This window comes from Paenibacillus sp. MAH-35 (assembly GCF_058135425.1).
Genome location: NZ_JBYUPU010000001.1, coordinates 386,017 through 402,884 on the forward strand (window position 1 = coordinate 386,017; position 16,868 = coordinate 402,884).

General features: G+C 56.4%; 17 protein-coding genes and 1 other annotated feature. Of the genes, 16 read left to right on the forward strand and 1 reads right to left on the reverse strand.

All coding sequences use genetic code 11. The annotated features are described in order from the left end of the window. Nucleotides 1-88 precede the first annotated feature (88 nt). The 9 genes from AC3Y2E_RS01590 to AC3Y2E_RS01630 all read left to right on the forward strand — a co-directional run bounded on the left by AC3Y2E_RS01590 (nucleotide 89) and on the right by AC3Y2E_RS01630 (nucleotide 8,438). Entirely contained in the window at nucleotides 89-1,036 is a 948-nt protein-coding gene (locus AC3Y2E_RS01590) for a peptidoglycan DD-metalloendopeptidase family protein (RefSeq protein WP_379206441.1), read from the forward strand. After that, a complete protein-coding gene (locus AC3Y2E_RS01595) occupies nucleotides 1,029-1,910 on the forward strand; it encodes a M50 family metallopeptidase (RefSeq protein ID WP_332075091.1) in 882 nt (293 codons plus the stop codon). The genes AC3Y2E_RS01590 and AC3Y2E_RS01595 overlap by 8 nt, the downstream gene beginning before the upstream one ends. 215 nt (nucleotides 1,911-2,125) lie before the next feature. Beyond that, nucleotides 2,126-3,385 carry an Rne/Rng family ribonuclease gene (locus AC3Y2E_RS01600; protein ID WP_379206443.1) on the forward strand — a complete coding sequence of 420 codons (1,260 nt, stop codon included), beginning with the start codon at nucleotides 2,126-2,128 and terminating at the stop codon, nucleotides 3,383-3,385. Nucleotides 3,386-3,502: 117 nt separating this feature from the next. Continuing rightward, nucleotides 3,503-3,599 (forward strand) — a sequence feature (ribosomal protein L21 leader region). A gap of 14 nt (nucleotides 3,600-3,613) precedes the next feature. Then, nucleotides 3,614-3,925: a 50S ribosomal protein L21 gene (rplU, locus tag AC3Y2E_RS01605; protein ID WP_379206445.1), complete on the forward strand. Its 312-nt coding sequence runs from the start codon at nucleotides 3,614-3,616 to the stop codon at nucleotides 3,923-3,925. 11 nt (nucleotides 3,926-3,936) lie between these two features. Further along, complete coding sequence (locus AC3Y2E_RS01610) at nucleotides 3,937-4,266, forward strand: ribosomal-processing cysteine protease Prp (RefSeq protein ID WP_379206448.1); 330 nt, start codon at nucleotides 3,937-3,939, stop codon at nucleotides 4,264-4,266. A gap of 26 nt (nucleotides 4,267-4,292) precedes the next feature. After that, a complete protein-coding gene (rpmA, locus tag AC3Y2E_RS01615) occupies nucleotides 4,293-4,604 on the forward strand; it encodes a 50S ribosomal protein L27 (protein WP_190924613.1) in 312 nt (103 codons plus the stop codon). Nucleotides 4,605-4,717: 113 nt separating this feature from the next. Continuing rightward, nucleotides 4,718-5,338, forward strand: coding sequence for a Spo0B domain-containing protein (locus tag AC3Y2E_RS01620; protein ID WP_379206450.1), 621 nt, complete (start codon nucleotides 4,718-4,720; stop codon nucleotides 5,336-5,338). A gap of 60 nt (nucleotides 5,339-5,398) precedes the next feature. Next, nucleotides 5,399-6,706 carry a GTPase ObgE gene (obgE, locus tag AC3Y2E_RS01625; RefSeq protein ID WP_379206452.1) on the forward strand — a complete coding sequence of 436 codons (1,308 nt, stop codon included), beginning with the start codon at nucleotides 5,399-5,401 and terminating at the stop codon, nucleotides 6,704-6,706. Nucleotides 6,707-6,929: 223 nt separating this feature from the next. Then, nucleotides 6,930-8,438: a UDP-N-acetylmuramoyl-L-alanyl-D-glutamate--2,6-diaminopimelate ligase gene (locus AC3Y2E_RS01630; protein WP_379206454.1), complete on the forward strand. Its 1,509-nt coding sequence runs from the start codon at nucleotides 6,930-6,932 to the stop codon at nucleotides 8,436-8,438. 164 nt (nucleotides 8,439-8,602) lie between these two features. Here the strand turns inward: AC3Y2E_RS01630 and AC3Y2E_RS01635 are convergent, their stop codons facing one another. Next, the gene (locus AC3Y2E_RS01635) at nucleotides 8,603-9,103 is read right to left on the reverse strand and encodes an NUDIX domain-containing protein (protein ID WP_223836330.1); all 501 of its coding nucleotides are present in this window, start codon (nucleotides 9,101-9,103) and stop codon (nucleotides 8,603-8,605) included. 238 nt (nucleotides 9,104-9,341) lie between these two features. Between AC3Y2E_RS01635 and AC3Y2E_RS01640 the strand changes: the two genes are divergently transcribed. The 7 genes from AC3Y2E_RS01640 to AC3Y2E_RS01670 all read left to right on the forward strand — a co-directional run bounded on the left by AC3Y2E_RS01640 (nucleotide 9,342) and on the right by AC3Y2E_RS01670 (nucleotide 16,614). Next, nucleotides 9,342-9,824, forward strand: a complete 483-nt coding sequence (locus AC3Y2E_RS01640) for an ACT domain-containing protein (RefSeq protein WP_190924623.1) — start codon at nucleotides 9,342-9,344, stop codon at nucleotides 9,822-9,824. Nucleotides 9,825-9,857: 33 nt separating this feature from the next. Further along, nucleotides 9,858-11,144 (forward strand): homoserine dehydrogenase, encoded by a 1,287-nt coding sequence (locus AC3Y2E_RS01645; RefSeq protein ID WP_379206458.1) that lies wholly within the window; start codon nucleotides 9,858-9,860, stop codon nucleotides 11,142-11,144. A 60-nt stretch (nucleotides 11,145-11,204) separates the two neighbouring features. After that, nucleotides 11,205-12,275: a threonine synthase gene (thrC, locus tag AC3Y2E_RS01650; RefSeq protein WP_190924627.1), complete on the forward strand. Its 1,071-nt coding sequence runs from the start codon at nucleotides 11,205-11,207 to the stop codon at nucleotides 12,273-12,275. Next, nucleotides 12,272-13,279: a homoserine kinase gene (gene thrB, locus AC3Y2E_RS01655; RefSeq protein WP_332075082.1), complete on the forward strand. Its 1,008-nt coding sequence runs from the start codon at nucleotides 12,272-12,274 to the stop codon at nucleotides 13,277-13,279. Before thrC ends, thrB begins: the two co-directional genes overlap by 4 nt. Before the next feature lie 153 nt (nucleotides 13,280-13,432). Continuing rightward, nucleotides 13,433-14,302, forward strand: a complete 870-nt coding sequence (pheA, locus tag AC3Y2E_RS01660; RefSeq protein ID WP_190924631.1) for a prephenate dehydratase — start codon at nucleotides 13,433-13,435, stop codon at nucleotides 14,300-14,302. A 290-nt stretch (nucleotides 14,303-14,592) separates the two neighbouring features. After that, entirely contained in the window at nucleotides 14,593-15,837 is a 1,245-nt protein-coding gene (locus AC3Y2E_RS01665) for a LysM peptidoglycan-binding domain-containing protein (protein WP_379206462.1), read from the forward strand. Nucleotides 15,838-15,921: 84 nt separating this feature from the next. Next, nucleotides 15,922-16,614 carry a BofC C-terminal domain-containing protein gene (locus AC3Y2E_RS01670; RefSeq protein WP_379206464.1) on the forward strand — a complete coding sequence of 231 codons (693 nt, stop codon included), beginning with the start codon at nucleotides 15,922-15,924 and terminating at the stop codon, nucleotides 16,612-16,614. Nucleotides 16,615-16,868: the final 254 nt, after the last annotated feature.

Genomic DNA, 16,868 nt, shown 5'->3' on the forward strand with positions numbered 1-16,868 from the left:
TCATAGCCGTTCATTCCGGCTCATAGGATGTAGGGAAGAAGCCTGTCTGTTTCCTTAAAGGGGAGCGGAGCAGCGAGGGGGAACCTCTATGGAAGTCAAGTCGAACGTCCGGCAGCGGCGAATGGACCGTATGAAGCAAATAGTCGCATCCGAGCAGGGGATGCGTTCGGGCAATGACAAAACCGTGTTTCACGGGGATGCCTATGACGGGCAAAGGGAGCGCAGCGGACACGACTCTTCGCAGTACCGGCCCGCAAACCTGAACGGCAGCGGCCGGGAGGACTTGCCTTCGGCCCGCGACGACCGGATGGACGACCCGGAGTTCGTATGGAAGCGCCGCGAGCAGGAACGGTGGACGGCGATGGGGCGGGCGGAACAGCCGGGATGGACGGATACGCCGGACAACGGCGGGATGACACCGCCGAGCGTACGGCAAATTTGGGTCAAGCTCGGCCTCAGCGCCGTCGTATTCGCAGGCGTATGGGGGCTGTTCCAGCTCGACCATCCGACGGCGCAGCGGGGGCAGGCGTGGGTGCGGACCGCTCTAACCGTCGATTACGACTTCACCGCGGTGGCGGCCTGGTATGAGCGGTCGTTCGGGGGCGTGCCCGCCTGGCTCCCGGCCATCCGGGAGAAAGAAGCACCGGAAGCACAAAAAGCGAGTACATCCTCGCTTGGACGGATCTACGTTCCCGTTACCGGCAAAATCGTCAGCCGCAGCGGCGACGGAGATCTCGGCATTACGCTGCGGACCGAGCCGCTGGCGGCGGTTATCGCGATCGATACCGGCCGGGTCGTCTCTGTCAGCAGCGGGACGGACAAGGGGACGGTAGTGGTCGTTCAGCATGCGGACGGCCTGCAGTCCACGTATGCGTGGCTGCAAAGCACGACGCTGCAAAAAAACGATTGGGTGAACGGCGGAGAGACGATCGGAAGCGTAACTACAGATGCCGCTGGCGGAGCGGGCAAGCTGTACGTTGTCGTCAAAAAGGACAACCAATACGTCAATCCGACAGAAGTGATCCCTTTTGATTAAACTGCGGGGGATTACGTTCCGCCTGCATCCGCTGTTTTTGCTGTTGATGCTCGCCGCAGTCGCGACAGGCTACTTCGCGGAGCTGCTCACGCTTTTTGTGATTGTGCTGATTCATGAGCTCGGTCATGTCGCTGCAGCGAGAAGCTTCGGCTGGAAAGTAATCCGCGTGCAGCTGCTGCCGTTCGGCGGCGTAGCCGAGACGGAGGACGGGGGCCGTTCCAGCGCGCTTCAGGAGACGGTCGTCGCTTTGGCCGGGCCGCTGCAGAACGGCTGGATGGCGCTGCTTGCACTCGCTATGGGAGGACTCGGCTGGTGGGAAGCGGAGTGGAGCGACTATTTTCTAAAAGCGAACCTGATGATCGGCGCATTCAACCTGCTTCCCGTCCTGCCGCTCGACGGCGGCAAAGTGATGCAGGCGCTCGTCAGCCGCTGGCTACCGTATTACCGGACGCTCGTACTGGTCAGTCTGGTCAGCCTGCTGCTCTCCCTCCTGCTGGCCGCCGCGGCGTTGCTCGGGTTCCGATCGAGCGGAATCCATCTCAATCTGCTTATGATCTCGATCTTCCTTGCCTACTCCAATTGGTACGGCTACAGGAACGCTCCTTTTCAGTTTATGCGGTTTCTGATGAACCGGGAGCCGGTTACGGATCGTCTAATCGACAAGGGCACTCTTGCCCAGCCGATCGTCATCTACAGACACCGGACCGTTGCCGAGATCGTTCGTTTATTTATGCGCGACAAATATCATCTCGTCTACATTATGAGCGAACAAGGCCGCATTCAAGCAGTCCTCCCCGAACAGAAGCTGCTGTACGTTTATTTTCAGTTAAATCGACCTGGAAGTGCCGTTAGCGACATTTTCGTGTTAGAATAGAAAGGCTATACGAGGTTGTTCAAAAAGCCCACTTTTGATCACGAAGCAGATCAGGAAGCCTGCTCGACATCGAATATTGATTTCAGCCGGAATTTCCGGTGCTCACGTAGCTGCCACTACGCTCCGCTCCTCATTTCCTAGCTTCATCCAATCTTCTCGGTGCTGATAACCGGACTTTTTGAACTCGCACTATAAGGTGAGGTGGTGAGGTTTCATTGAAGCAAATCATCGTGCATTGCCGTGACGGCTCGACTCAGGTCGCTCTGCTGGAAGACCGGGTGCTTACAGAGTTTTACACGGAGGGACCTGCCGAGAAACAGCTGGTAGGCAGTGTATATATGGGGAAAGTAGTCAACGTCCTGCCTGGCATGCAGGCCGCCTTTGTGGATATTGGGCTGGAGAAAAACGCTTTTTTGTACATCGATGATATTTTACCGGCCCACATGGATAAAATTCCGTCCGTCAAGCCGCCGATCTCCGATCTGATCCGGCCCGGGCAGCATATACTCGTTCAGGTGGCCAAGGAACCTCTGGGAACGAAAGGGGCGCGCATTACGACCCATTTCTCGCTTCCCGGACGGTGGATCGTGTATATGCCGGCCGCCGATTACGTGGGAGTATCCCGTAAGATCGGTTCCGAGCAGGAACGCTCGCGTCTCAAGGAAATCGCCGAACGAATGCGCCGGCCGGGGGAAGGCATCATTATCCGCACGGTTGCGGCTGACGAGACCCAGGCCGCGCTGGAGCGGGACTTGAACGTGATGCGTTCCGAATGGGAAGACATCGTCCGCCGTTCCGAAAAGTCCGCGGCTCCTGCTCTGCTGTACAAGGAGCCGGGCGTTCTTGAGCGTGTCGTGCGGGACGCCTTTACCGACCGGGTGGACGAGCTCGTAATCGACGATCCGGTGAGGGGCGAGATTCTCGTCCGCCGCGTACGCGAAATATCCGGCGAGCTGGCAAATCGGATCCGCATCTACAGAGGGCTCGAGCCTGTGCAGGTGGCGTACCGGGTTCGCGAGCAGCTCGAGCGGGCGATGAAGCGTAAAGTGTGGCTGCGCAGCGGCGGCTATCTCGTAATTGACCGGACCGAAGCGCTTACGGTGATCGATGTCAACACCGGCAAATATACCGGGACCGACGATCCGGAGGCTACCGTGTTCACGACGAATGCGGAAGCGGCGGAGGAGATCGCACGGCTGCTGAGGCTGCGCGATATCGGCGGCATCGTTCTGGTCGACTTTATAGACATGTCGTCGGACAAGCATCGGACGGATATTGCCGCGCTGCTGGAACAATCGTTTAGCCGGGATCGCACGAAGACGTTCGCCGTCGGCTGGACGAAGCTCGGGCTTATGGAAATTACGCGCAAGAAAGCAAGGGAAAGTCTCGACGATTCGATGATGACCGTATGCCATACATGCGGCGGGTCGGGCAAAGTGGCCGTGGAACGAAAAACGTATCCGCGCAAAAAATAACTTTGAATGACCAAAGCGCAAGCCGGCGATGAGGCCGTATTTCCGGGAGCAGACCGCGAGAAAGCTCTTGCTTCATGCGGATTGCTGTGGTAGAATACTTAGGTATGTGCGCATGAGCACATGCTGTAACCGCTCGAGTCGGGTCATAAGTGCGACTTCGCCGGCATTGTGCCGCGGAGCCGTCACCTGGGACAAGGCGAGTCTGAGACATGAGGAGGTGCGCAAAGCATGTATGCAATTATTGAAACTGGCGGCAAGCAATACAAAGTTCAAGCAGGCGACGCAATCTACGTAGAGAAGTTGACAGCTAACGCAGGTGATGTCGTAACGTTTGACCGCGTATTGGTTGTATCGAAAGAAGACGGTTTGGTAGCAGGCACTCCGCTCGTATCCGGAGCAACGGTTTCCGGTAAAGTGGAGAAGCACGGCAAAGGCGAGAAAATCATCGTTTTCAAATACAAAGCGAAGAAAAACTATCGCCGCAAGCAAGGTCATCGTCAGCCGTACACTAAAGTGATTATCGACAGCATCCAAGCGTAAGGTGTCTCGATATGATCCGGGTGAACATCAAGCGAGGCCGCGAGAGCGGGACGATTGAAGCTTTTACGGTATCCGGACACGCGTTTTACGGCAAGCCGGGGCACGATATCGTATGTGCCGGGGTATCTGCCGTAACGGTCGGTACGGTGAACGCCGTCGAGAAATTGACGGGAGTCGCCCTTCCGAACGACATGCGCGAAGGTTATCTGAACGTCCGTATTCCGCAAGGAACGGATGTGGAAACGACAAAGCAAATTCAGCTGCTTCTCGAATCGATGCTGGCGATGCTGGAGACGATCGAGGACGCGTACGGCAAATATATCGCTTTGCAGCAGTCTTGACTAACGAAAGAAGGAGGTAGACTACGATGTTAAAACTGAACCTGCAGTTGTTCGCATCCAAAAAAGGAGTAGGTTCCACGAAGAACGGTCGCGACAGCATTGCGAAGCGCCTTGGCGTTAAGCGTGCAGACGGCCAATCGGTGACAGCGGGAAGCATTCTCGTTCGTCAGCGCGGAACGAAAATCCATCCGGGTGAGAACGTAGGCCGCGGTACGGATGATACGCTTTTCGCGAAAGTGGAAGGCGTTGTGAAGTTCGAGCGTTTGGGCCGTGACCGCAAAAAAGTGAGCGTCTACCCGGTAGAAGCCGCTCCAGTAGCAGCCGCTTCCGAAATGTAAGTTTCTGATCGATCCGATCAGCGTTTAACCTCCGGTCTTGCAGGACCGGGGGTTTTTATTTTGAACCTGTCATGCTATACTGTGGAAGAAGTTGAAGCAAACGGGGAATCAAGATGAATTCAAATGCGCAGCGATACGAATTGGACCAGCCGGCCATCCGTTCCGGAAGTAAGGATGAGCTGTTCGCGGAGACGCTTAATCATTTCCGCCACGATTGGATGAACGACATTCAAGTGCTCTACGGCTACTTGAAGTTAAAAAAATATGATAAAATGCACGATTACATGGAAACGATAAGAGAAAAGCTGATCGGAGAAAGCTGCATCTCCAAGCTGGGAGATCCGGCTTTGGTCGTTTATTTGCAGTGTTACCGGGCACGGTGCCGGTCGATCCGGCTCGACGTGGAGCTGGGACCGGATGTGCAGCTCTCCCAGCTTTCGGTCGATTCGGGGACGGTTTCGGATGCGATTATTGCCGTGATCGAAGCATTTACGAGACAGGGCGTCGCTCCGGCGGACGGCGATGTGAACCGGCTGCGCTTAAAGCTGTCGGTTCAGTCCGAGTTCCTAGTAATCGGTTTCGACTACGACGGCGGCTATCGGCGCGAAGAGTTGCTTCATGAACTGCGCGAGGCGGTCGGGGCAGGCCGATCCAAGCTTAGAATCGCAAGTGGAGCTGTGTACGACAACGAGAAGGCGGTATTTGACATTCATGTGCCACTAATTCAAATTTAGAGCTTTTCATCCCATGGATAAGCTCTAAAATTGTACTAGGCGTATAGGACGAGGTGTAGGATGTTTTTAGATAAAGCAAAAATTTTCGTAAAAGGCGGCAACGGCGGGGACGGTATCATTTCGTTCCGGAGGGAGCTGTACGTGCCGGAAGGCGGGCCGGCCGGCGGTGACGGAGGCAAAGGCGGAGACGTTGTATTTCGCGTCGACGAGGGACTGCGAACGCTGATCGATTTCCGTTATCAGAAGCATTTCAAGGCGCCGCGCGGCGAAAAAGGCAAGACGAAGGGAATGCACGGGGCGAACGCGGACGATATGATCGTGCGGGTGCCGCCGGGCACGATTGTGATCGATGACGACACGCACGAGATTATTGCCGATTTGACCCGGCACGACCAGGAGGTCGTCGTCGGCAAGGGCGGCCGCGGCGGCCGCGGCAACATGCGTTTTTCGACGCCGAGCAATCCGGCCCCTTATCTGTCCGAGAACGGCGAGGAAGGCCAGGAGCGCTGGGTCATCCTGGAGCTGAAGGTGATGGCGGACGTCGGGCTTGTCGGTTTCCCGAGCGTAGGGAAATCGACGCTGCTGTCGGTCGTATCGGCCGCTCAGCCGAAGATCGGCGCCTACCATTTCACGACGATTACGCCGAACCTTGGCGTCGTTGATGTAGGGGAAGGCCGCAGCTTCGTTATGGCGGATTTGCCGGGGCTGATCGAAGGCGCGCATCAAGGCGTAGGGCTCGGTCACGAGTTTTTGCGCCATGTGGAGCGGACGCGGCTGATCATCCATGTCCTCGACATGGCGGCTACCGAGGAACGCGATCCGTACGACGACTGGCTCAAGATTAACGAAGAGCTGCGCCTCTACAACGAGAAGCTGTCGCAGCGGGTGCAGATCATCGCGGCCAACAAGATGGATATGCCGGGGGCGGACGAGCAGTTGAAGCTGTTCCGCGAGAAGCTGGAGCGAGACGGACATGGGGAGATGGAAATTTTCCCGATCTCGGCTGTAGCCCAGCAGGGCGTGCGGGAGCTTCTGTACCGGGCGGCCGATCTGCTGGAGCAAATTCCAGAAACGCCGCTTGTCGAAGAAGTGGTGGATGTCGAGGAGCGTAAAATATACCGCTTCGAGAAGGAAGAAGACGAGAACGAGTTTACGATCCGCCGGGAAAACGATACGTTCGTTGTCGAGTGTGTCGCGGTGGAGAAGATGCTCAAGCGGATCAACATGAACTCGTATGATGCGCTTATGCGGTTTGGCGTGACGATGCGCAAGTCGGGAATTGAAGCGGCGTTGCGCAAAAAAGGAGCCCAGGACGGACATATGGTCCGGATCGGCGACTTTGAATTTGAATTTGTCGAGCAGGAATGACAATCGCAAAGTTGTACCATACACTGCCGGGGCGAAGCTTCGGCAGTTTTTTATATTTGGAGAGAAAGCGACAGATGCCAACCAGGCTGTAGACGCTTATAATGGGAGAAGCTGGGCGAATGCAATAAACGAACTTGAAAATGAACTGACTTGAATATGCCTGTTGGTGCAGGATGAGCAGCGGACACTTTGAAGCTGCGTGACGTAAAGGGGGTTGCTTATTATGAAGCTGAACGAAATGGCGAATCTGCTTACCATTGCCCGGACGTCCGGAAATATGGAGATGGAAATCAGCGGATTTGCGATGAACTCGAAGCAGGTTCGTCCCGGCGATTTGTTTATTTGCATTCCGGGGATACCGGGCTTGCAGGAGGACCGCCACCCGTATGCGGAGGAAGCGGTTCGTGCAGGGGCGGCCGCGCTGATCGTCGAACGCGAGGTCGGGCTGGCCGTGCCGACGATTCAGGTGCCGGACGCCCGTTATGCGATGGCTGTGATGACGGCGCATTTCTATGGATATCCAAGTTCGGAGTTGAAGGTAATCGGCGTAACCGGGACGAATGGCAAAACGACCACCAGCCATATGATCGAAGCGGTATTGGCTTATGCCGGCTACCGCACCGGATTGATGGGCAATATCGGAACGAAGATCGGAGAGATGCAGCACGAAACGGATATCAACACCCCGGAGTCCTACAAGCTGCAAGCGAATCTGAGGAAAATGGCGGACCATCAGACCGACTATTGCGTCATGGAGGCGACTTCCCAGGGGCTCGATATGGGGCGTGTCATCGGCTGTGAGTTCAGAACGGCGGTTTTTACCAACTTGACGCTGGATCATCTCGACTATCACGGCACGATGGAACGGTACAGGGAGGCCAAGGGGCTGCTGTTCTCCAGAATGGGCAACGCCTTCTCCCCGGATGCGTCCAAGCGCAAGTATGCCGTCCTTAACATCGACGATCCGGCCTCCGATTATTTCCGAAAGCAAACGACCGCTCAGGTCGTGACATACGGGATACACAGTGACGCCGACGTGACCGCCTCGAATGTCCGGTTAACGGCGAGGGGAACCGAGTTTGAACTGCGTTCGTACACCGGCACGATTCAGGTACAGCTCCAGATGGTCGGGAAGTTTAATGTGTACAACGCGCTTGCTACCGCCGCCAGCTGTCTCGTCGAAGGCGTCCCGCTCGAGGTGATTGGTGAAGGGCTGGCCCGAATCCAAGGGGTGGCCGGACGGATGGAGGTTGTCGACGAAGGTCAACCGTTTCTCGTACTGGCTGATTATGCCCATACGCCGGATTCTTTGGACAACTGTTTGTCTACGGTCCGGGAGTTTGCAGAGCGGCGCGTGATCACGGTGTTCGGCTGCGGGGGAGACCGGGACCGGTCGAAACGTCCGCTGATGGGAGGGCTGGCTGCCCGCTATAGCGATTATATCATCGTGACTTCGGATAACCCGCGGAAGGAAAAGCCGTCGGCGATTATGCAGGACATCGAGCAGGGGCTGAAGGCAGCGGGGATCGACGCCTCCCGCTACGAGCTGATCGAGGATAGGAAGCAGGCGATCGGAAGAGCGGTCGAGCTGGCGGGTCCGGGCGATATCGTACTGATAGCGGGCAAGGGCCATGAGACGTATCAAATTTTTAAGGACGGCACGGTTCATTTCGACGATCGGGAAGAAGCGAGACTGGCCATTCGCAGGAAAAAAGACGAGACTCCAAGGTGAGGCGGTGGAGAGGCGAGTTTGGCTGGCGGCTGGCTTGTTGGCGGGAATGTGCCTGAACTCGGGGCTCTTACCGTAACACCGTAACGCATGCGTTACGTAAGGCGGCGGGTCTCCTCCATACCCGCACGGCCTTCACTCTTCCGCCACGGCCCGGACCGCTGCCGTCAATAGCGAGGGTCCGTAAGCGGCACCCAGTCGACTCGCGGATAGCCGGTTGCCGTATCCCTGTTGGCCGTGCCGACCCAGGCGTGGTCCCGGGGGCCTTCGCGGAAATAATGCTCGAGGGCGGCGCGGAAGATGTAGGGGATGTCGCGGTCCAACACTCTAGCGACCGGAATCCAGTGGAGCTCTCCCTCGTCGGTATCGACGAAGTCGGTCCGCTTCGCGATTCCGCTGTATATAAACTGCTGCCGCAGCTCCCCCTGGTTGTTGCGGAGCAATACATAACGGAGCGTTAACTGCTCGATATCGGTTTCGGCAAAGCCGGTTTCCTCGGCGATTTCGCGCAGACATGCGTCGCGCGGACGGCTGAGCTCCTCCGGCTCGAGGTGTCCGCCTACCGCGGCCCACATGCCGGGGTTCAGCGTCCGGCTCATAGAGCGTTTCATCATAAGCAGTTTGTCTTCGTGAAAAAGCATCGCTGCGGCCATCATCCGACATTTCATAAAGTATCCTCCCGTTCGTAAGCGATCACTCGCTGCAATCATGTTATCCATCTTAGCACGGCGGCCCGGAAGCGGCAACTTCGCGCCAACGCCGGGCGGAGCTGGATAAAGCGCTCTCTTCCGGATTGTTTGAAAACGGTCGTTTATATTTCATTTCACCTATTGCCGTGATCCGGCGTTTTCGGTATAATGTCCACTATATACAAACAACAGTCTTTACAGAGAGGACGAATCGCCTGTGGAACACGACACTAGCGCGAACGGCTCCAGCGAAGACGACACCGAACGTTACTATTTGGTACGGGAAGACATTTTGCCCGAAGCGGTCGTCAAAACGATCCAAGCAAAGGAACTGCTGGCCAAAGGGCAGGCGAAGACGGTTCACGAAGCGGTCGAGCAGGTCGGCATCAGCCGGAGCGCCTTTTATAAGTATAAGGACGGCATTCATCCGCTGAACAAGCTGGAGAGGGAACGGCTCGTGACGCTGTCCATGGATTTGGAGCACCGGTCGGGGATCTTATCGAAGGTTCTCGCGGTTATCGCCGGCTTGGAGGGCAACGTGCTGACCATTCACCAGACGATTCCGCTGCAGGGCATGGCGAACGTGGTGCTGTCGGTCGACACGTCCCAGATGGGCGGACCTAACGCCGCCCGGTTAATGGATGTGCTGCGTCACCAGGACGGTGTCCGGAAAGCGACTCTGATCGGTCAAGGCTCATAAAGATACAATGCGAACTCAGGAGGAGAGAACAGGATGGAACCAATTCAAGTAGGTCTGCTCGGGATGGGCACGGTAGGAACCGGCGTGCTGCGCATCGTCGAGGGGCATCAGGAAGATTTGCAAAAACAGGTAGGTTCGGAGATCCGCATCGCCAAAGTGCTCGTGCAGGATAAGTCCAAGTCTCGCCGGTATGCGCTCGAATCGGACCGCCTCACGGAAGATGCCTGGGAAATCGTAAACGATCCGTCGATTCAGATCGTCGTCGAAGTGATGGGCGGCATCGAGCTGGCGAAAACCTATATACTCGCGGCGCTGGAGAAGGGGAAGCATGTCGTTACCGCGAATAAAGATTTGATGGCGCTGCACGGAGCGGAGATTCTCGCCAAGGCAGCCGAGAAAAACTGCGACGTCTTCTACGAAGCGAGCGTAGCGGGCGGCATTCCGATTATCCGGACGCTGATCGATGGCTTCTCGTCCGACCGGATTACGAAGATCATGGGGATCGTCAACGGGACGACAAACTATATTTTGACCAAAATGAGTCAGGAAGGCGCGTCCTACGAGGACGTGCTGAAGGAAGCGCAGGAGCTGGGATACGCGGAATCCGATCCGACCTCCGACGTGGAAGGATATGATGCGGCACGCAAGATGGCGATTCTCGGAACGCTCGGCTTCCATACAAGCCTCAGCTTCCCGGACGTCAGCGTCAAAGGCATCTCGCAAATTTCGAAGGAAGATATCCAATACGGCAAAAGCCTCGGCTATGAGGTCAAGCTGCTTGGCATTGCTGAGCGCCAGGACGATCTGATCAGCGTTAGCGTCGAGCCGACGATGGTGAAGAAGACGCACCCGCTTGCTGCGGTGAACGGAGTGTTCAATGCCGTGTACGTCTATGGCGAGGCAGTCGGAGAGACGATGTTTTACGGCCCTGGCGCGGGCGAGATGCCGACGGCAACTTCCGTTGTGGCCGACCTCGTCGCGGTTGTCAAAAACTTGAAGCTGGGCGTGAACGGGCGCAGAATTTTTACTCCGTATAAGGAGAAAAAGCTGAAGACGCCGGAGCAGATCGCTTCGAAATATTTCGTCAGGCTGCACGTGGACGACAAAGCCGGCGTTCTTGCCAAGATCACGCAAGTGTTCGCCAATTGCGAGGTCAGCCTTGAATCGGTCGTTCAGCAGCCGAATCATTCGATCGCCGATGCCGAGATCGTCATCGTGACGCACGACGCGTCGCTGGCCAGCATGAACCGTGTGCTTGCGGAGTTCGAATCGCTTGAAGTGATCCAGAAGATCAAAAGCGTGTACCGGGTCGAAGGATAATTTTTAGCAGAACTACTATATTAGAAGCATTCATACACATACAAAGGAGCCGTTCGCAAAATGAGATACATGGGATTGCTGCAAACGTACAAAGAGTATTTGCCGGTGACGGACAACACGCCGATGCTTACGCTGCACGAAGGCAATACGCCGCTGGTACGCGCCGAGAAGCTGTCGGACGAATTGAACCTCGACATTTATTTTAAATATGAAGGGTTGAATCCGACCGGTTCGTTCAAAGACCGCGGTATGGTGATGGCGGTAGCCAAAGCGATGGAGGAAGGCAGCCGCACGATCATGTGCGCCTCGACGGGCAATACGTCTGCGGCAGCAGCCGCTTATGCGGCACGCGGCAATCTCAATTGCATCGTGCTGATCCCGAACAACAACATTGCGCTCGGCAAGCTGGCGCAAGCGATCATCTACGGAGCGAAAGTCATCGCGATTGAAGGCAACTTCGACCGTGCGCTGGAGATTGTCCGCGAGATTACGGCCAAGCACCCGATCACTCTCGTGAACTCGGTCAACCCGTACCGCCTGGAAGGGCAGAAGACGGCGGCCTTCGAAGTATGCGACCAGCTCGGTCAGGCTCCGGACTACTTGGCGATTCCGGTCGGCAACGCAGGCAACATCTCCGCGTATTGGAAAGGCTTCAAGGAGTACAACGCCAAAGGCAAATCGTCGTCGCTGCCGGTGATGATCGGCTTCGAGGCGGAAGGCGCCATGGCGATCGTGAAGGGCGAACCGATCCTGAATCCGGAGACGGTCGCTACCGCCATCCGGATCGGCAATCCGGCGAGTTGGGATCTTGCCGTGAACGCGGCCAAGGAATCCGGCGGACAGATCAACTACGTTACGGACGACGAAATCCTGCATGCGTACCGGACGATTGCGTCCAAGGAAGGTATCTTCGCCGAGCCGGCATCCGCCGCTTCGATCGCGGGTGTCATGAAGCTGCACAAGGAAGGTTACTTCAAAGGCGGCGAGAAAGTCGTCTGCGTCTTGACCGGCCACGGCCTGAAAGACCCGAATATCGCGATCAAAAGCGTGGGCGGCGATCTGCTCGTCGTTCAAGATACCGAAGAAGCGGTTATGGATGCGATCCGCAAGCTGGAGGGCGCTGGCGCATGAGTTTGCCGGGGAACGGAAACGGACCGGCCGCGGGAGACGGCCGGCCGAAGGTGTACGTGAAAGTGCCGGCGAGCACCGCCAATCTCGGACCGGGCTTCGATGCGCTCGGTATGGCGCTTAATTTGTACGCCTGGATCGAAATGGGCATAGCGGACCGGACCGAAATCCGCCTGTACGGAGATCAGATGGAAGGCGTGCCGACGGATAAGTCCAATCTCGTCTACAAAGTCGCGCAGCAAGTATTCGAGAAAGCCGGAGTAAGTCATCCCGAGCTCGATATTGCGATGTATAGCGATATTCCGCTGACGCGCGGACTCGGCAGCAGCGCTTCGGCGATTGTCGGGGCGCTTGTAGCGGCCAACGCGCTGATCGGTTCCGCTCTGTCCGACTACGAGCTGTTCCAGATGGCGTCGGCACTCGAGAAACATCCGGACAATGTCGGAGCCTCGCTGTTCGGCGGCTTGACGGTGGCGTTCTGGGACGGGACGCGGGCGGAGCATATCCGCGTCGTTCCGGAGGACCGTCTGGAAGTGCTGGTGGCGATTCCCCGCTTCCAGCTGGCCACGGAGAAAGCGCGCAACGTCCTTCCGGCCGAAGTGCCGATGAAGGACGCCGTATTTAATATCGGCCACGCTTCGCTGCTGGTGGCCGCCTTTTGCACCGGACGTTACGACCAGATCCGCCATGCGATGAAGGATGCGCTGCACCAGCCGTACCGCGCTCCGCTCGTGCCCGGTATGAGCGACATCCTGGAGCAGGCGGAGGAGCACGGAGCTCTCGGTATCGCCTTAAGCGGCGCGGGACCGACCTTGCTGGCGCTGCTAGACAGAGAGAGCGGCCGCGGGGCAGAGCTGGAGCGGTTTCTGACCGATACGCTGAAGCAGCACGGCATCGAAGCCGATACGATGCGGCTGAAGCCTTGTGCCGAAGGCGCGACGGTTCTGACCCATTTCGATCCTCATGTCACGCTGATCGACAACATCAAAGGCGAAGTTCGCGCCTAAGCGAGATAGACCGAATGGAGCAATTTATATAGATGTTGATGCGAATTCGTGTTACTGTAGTAAAGTGGCGATAGTTCACCGTGTAGACCACGAATGAAACCATAAGACCCGGCAGCCGACAGGTTAAAAGCCGGTTAGAAGGAGATATTCCCCGTGAAACGGATCGCTTTTCTCGGGCCGGAAGGGACGGTGTCCCAAGAGTCCGCCCGATATTTTTTTGCCGAAGGGGCGCATGAGTTCGTTCCTTACGCGCTGATGTCGGACGTGTTCACGGCTACCGCCGCAGGCACGGCCGATTATGGTGTCATCCCGATCGAGAATACCATCGAAGGATCGGTTAAGCATCACATCGATCTGTTGGTCGAATCAGGCGGCAATTTGCCGATACAGGCGGAATGGATCTATCCGTCTATTCAAAATTTGATCGGCCATTTCGACCTCACCTCGGGAACCGATCCGTTTGCGAATATTCGCAAAGTCATCTCCAAGGACGTCGCGATCGCGCAGTGCCACGACTTTCTGCGCAGCCGGCTGCCTCATGCGGAATTCGAATACGTCAGCAGCACGGCCGAAGGCGTACGGATCGTCAAGGAGTCGCTGGACCCGTCCTATGCGGCGATCGGAACGAGGATGTCGGCGGAGCTGTACGGGCTCGATCTGCTGGCCGAGAACATCACCGACCATGACAACAACTACACCCGATTCATTCTGATCGGGAAAGACAAGCCGGTGCTGAAGCCTGCCGACTGCGCCAAGACGACCATCCTGGTCACTTTGCCGGAGGATTACCCGGGTGCGCTGCATCAGGTGTTGTCCGCTTTCGCATGGCGCCGGATTAACTTGTCCAAGATCGAATCGAGACCGACGAAGAAGAAGCTTGGGAACTACTATTTTTATATGGATATCGAGATGTCGCTGGATACGGTACTGCTTCCATCGGCTTTGCAGGAGATCGAGGCGATCGGCAGTCAAGTGCGGATCTTGGGTTCTTATCCAAGCTACTCCTATATGGCGGGGCTGTAGACGTTTATTTGCCGTCAATGGCAGGCGCAGATTTGCATAGGAGTGAATAGTCTGTCGGGAACGTATCCCGGCGGGCTATTTTTTTAACGATTCAGAATGTTTAAAGTTCGCTACAGCGCTAAAGCGAACCGAGACATTCTGAACCAAGGAAAGCTACCTCTTTACGCAGGGGCATGCATCGTGGCAAAGACTTCGTTTAGAAGCTTTTTTTATTTTCCCGGAATGATGTCAAATGCCTACCTCTTGCATAGACTGTATTGTTATTCAAGACAACGGGAGGTTTCAGTCCGGTGAAAATCCATCTGGTGAAAAAGGGAGAAACGCTCTTTAACATCGCCAAAAAGTACGGTATCGAGCTGCAAAAGCTGATTTCTTTCAACAGTCAAATTGCCGATCCCGATCAAATCGACGTAGGCATGAAAGTGAAAATTCCGTCCACTCCAGTACCGGTGCCGCCTCCGGTCGGCCATGTGCTGCACAAGCATATCGTGGTACAGGGAGACTCGTTGTGGAAACTGTCGAAGGCGTGGGACGTGCCGCTGAAGGCGGTCATTGATGCGAATCCGCATTTGAAAAATCCGAATGTGCTGATGACGGGGGAAATTGTATACATCCCGAACCTGGCGACGGGAACGGCCCCCGATCATACGGAAGGAATGAGCAAAGCGGAGCTGACCGCACCGATCGCTGCACCCGAGACGATGGAAGCGATGCCGGAGATGCCGGAGATGTCTGTGATGCCGGCTGTCGAGGAGCCGATCGAATGGCCGGGCATGGCCGACGTAACCGAAGCGGAGCCTATGCAGCAGCCGGTTTACGAGGCGCAGGAACCTGTCCAGTTCCCGTTCATGCAATATGAGATGCCGGCGACGGAAGCGATGACTCCGCAAGCTCAGCCGGCTCCCATGGCGATGCAGCCTCACGTTCCTGCTCCGGTTGCGACGTGGAACTACGAAAGCTTTATGCAAGTTCATCACAAACCCCATCATCATGAGGCGGCCGTACCGTATATGCCTATGATGCCGATGGCCCCTGCGGCGCAGATGCCGGTCATGGGCACAGCCGATAAGTATCCGGGCATTCCGGATCAGGCGGCTCCTTGTCCTCCTGCTATGGAATGGCCGGAGGCCGCCGTTCAATCACAGCAGGCGATGCCGTTTCCTCAGATGACCGGAGGTCCTTGCGGATGCCAGGGTGGCGGCCATCATCATGCTGGGGTTCCGTACGGCATGCACTTCGGGATGCCATACGGTATGCCTTATGCAATGCCGGGCGTTATGCCGGGCATGTTCAGCCCGCAGCAAACGATGTCGCCGCACGCATCGTGGATGAAGAAGGATGACTGCGGCTGCGACGACCGGATGGGAGATATCGGCCTTGACTCGATTGCCCGGGAGCAAGAAGTCCGCACGGACCAAGCGGTTTCGTCCGGCACCTTCTCCAAAGCGTCCGTCAGCACCAAAACTAGAGCTCCGAAGCGGAAAAGCCCGGCAAAACGTGAGAAAAGACAAAATCAGCCGTGGATTCGGAGATAACGGTCTGCCGGATACCGCCTCAAGTATAACAGCAGTCCCCTTTGGGAAAACTAGAAAAAAAATCTAGTACCAGAGGGGATTGCCATGAACTTGTCAAGCTTGTACAAACAACTGAAAAAGCGTCTTCGCCAAAAAAGACGATGGTTGTCGCTTGGCTTTTTCATTGTTGCGGCAGCCGTAGGCTTGTTAACCTTATTCGGTTCCCGTTCCCCGGACATTGCGGGAGACGCCGCTTTGACGGCGGAAACGCTCGCTGCCGTTCGCGGCGGACAGGCTCCGCAGGCGTACGTGTCGGAGGAACAGCGCCAGACTTTGGAGCAAATCCGGACCGAAGGCGGAACAAGGGACGTATTTGTGCGCAGAAGTTATGTGTGCGGAGAAGAGCACGGGTTGACCGGACGAATGGGAACCGAGGAGATTATGAGTTTCCATCAGGAGCACCCGACGTGGAAAGTCGAGCTGGACGGCAACGGAAGCGTGACATTTACGGAACAGATCGACGATTTGTCGCCGGCCTGCAAGCAGAACGCCTATTTCGGAGTGGACAAAACCGGCAACTTGTCCTTGTTCGAAGGACCGCCGGATAACGAGAAAGTGATCCGCACCTTCTTCCAGCTTAACACCGGATACCTGGAGAGCAGTTTGCCCCACAACTCGCTGGAAGAGCTGAAGAAGGGCATTCCCGTGATCGATATGGCGGAGTACAACAGCGTTCTCTCCACATTCAGCGAGTTTGCCGTCGAAGCTGCGGAAAACGTGATGATCCCGGCGCAGTAGAAGTCCGGCTTGAGACGTTAGCCGGCTCTGGTCGGCTATGGCCGTCAGTGCCTATAGGTAGTGATAAGGTGGACATTGTAAATTTTGATCGCCCCGCATCTCTTTTCGCCGAACATCGCCACTTTTGCGGGCGATGTTTTTTTGTTGAAAGATCACTTGAGAAAGTTTAAGTTTTTCGCCGGGGTCGAGTGGGAGAAGGGGGCATCCCTTGGCGAATCAGCAAGTTCACAAGTTGTTGATTGCGAGTGGATGGC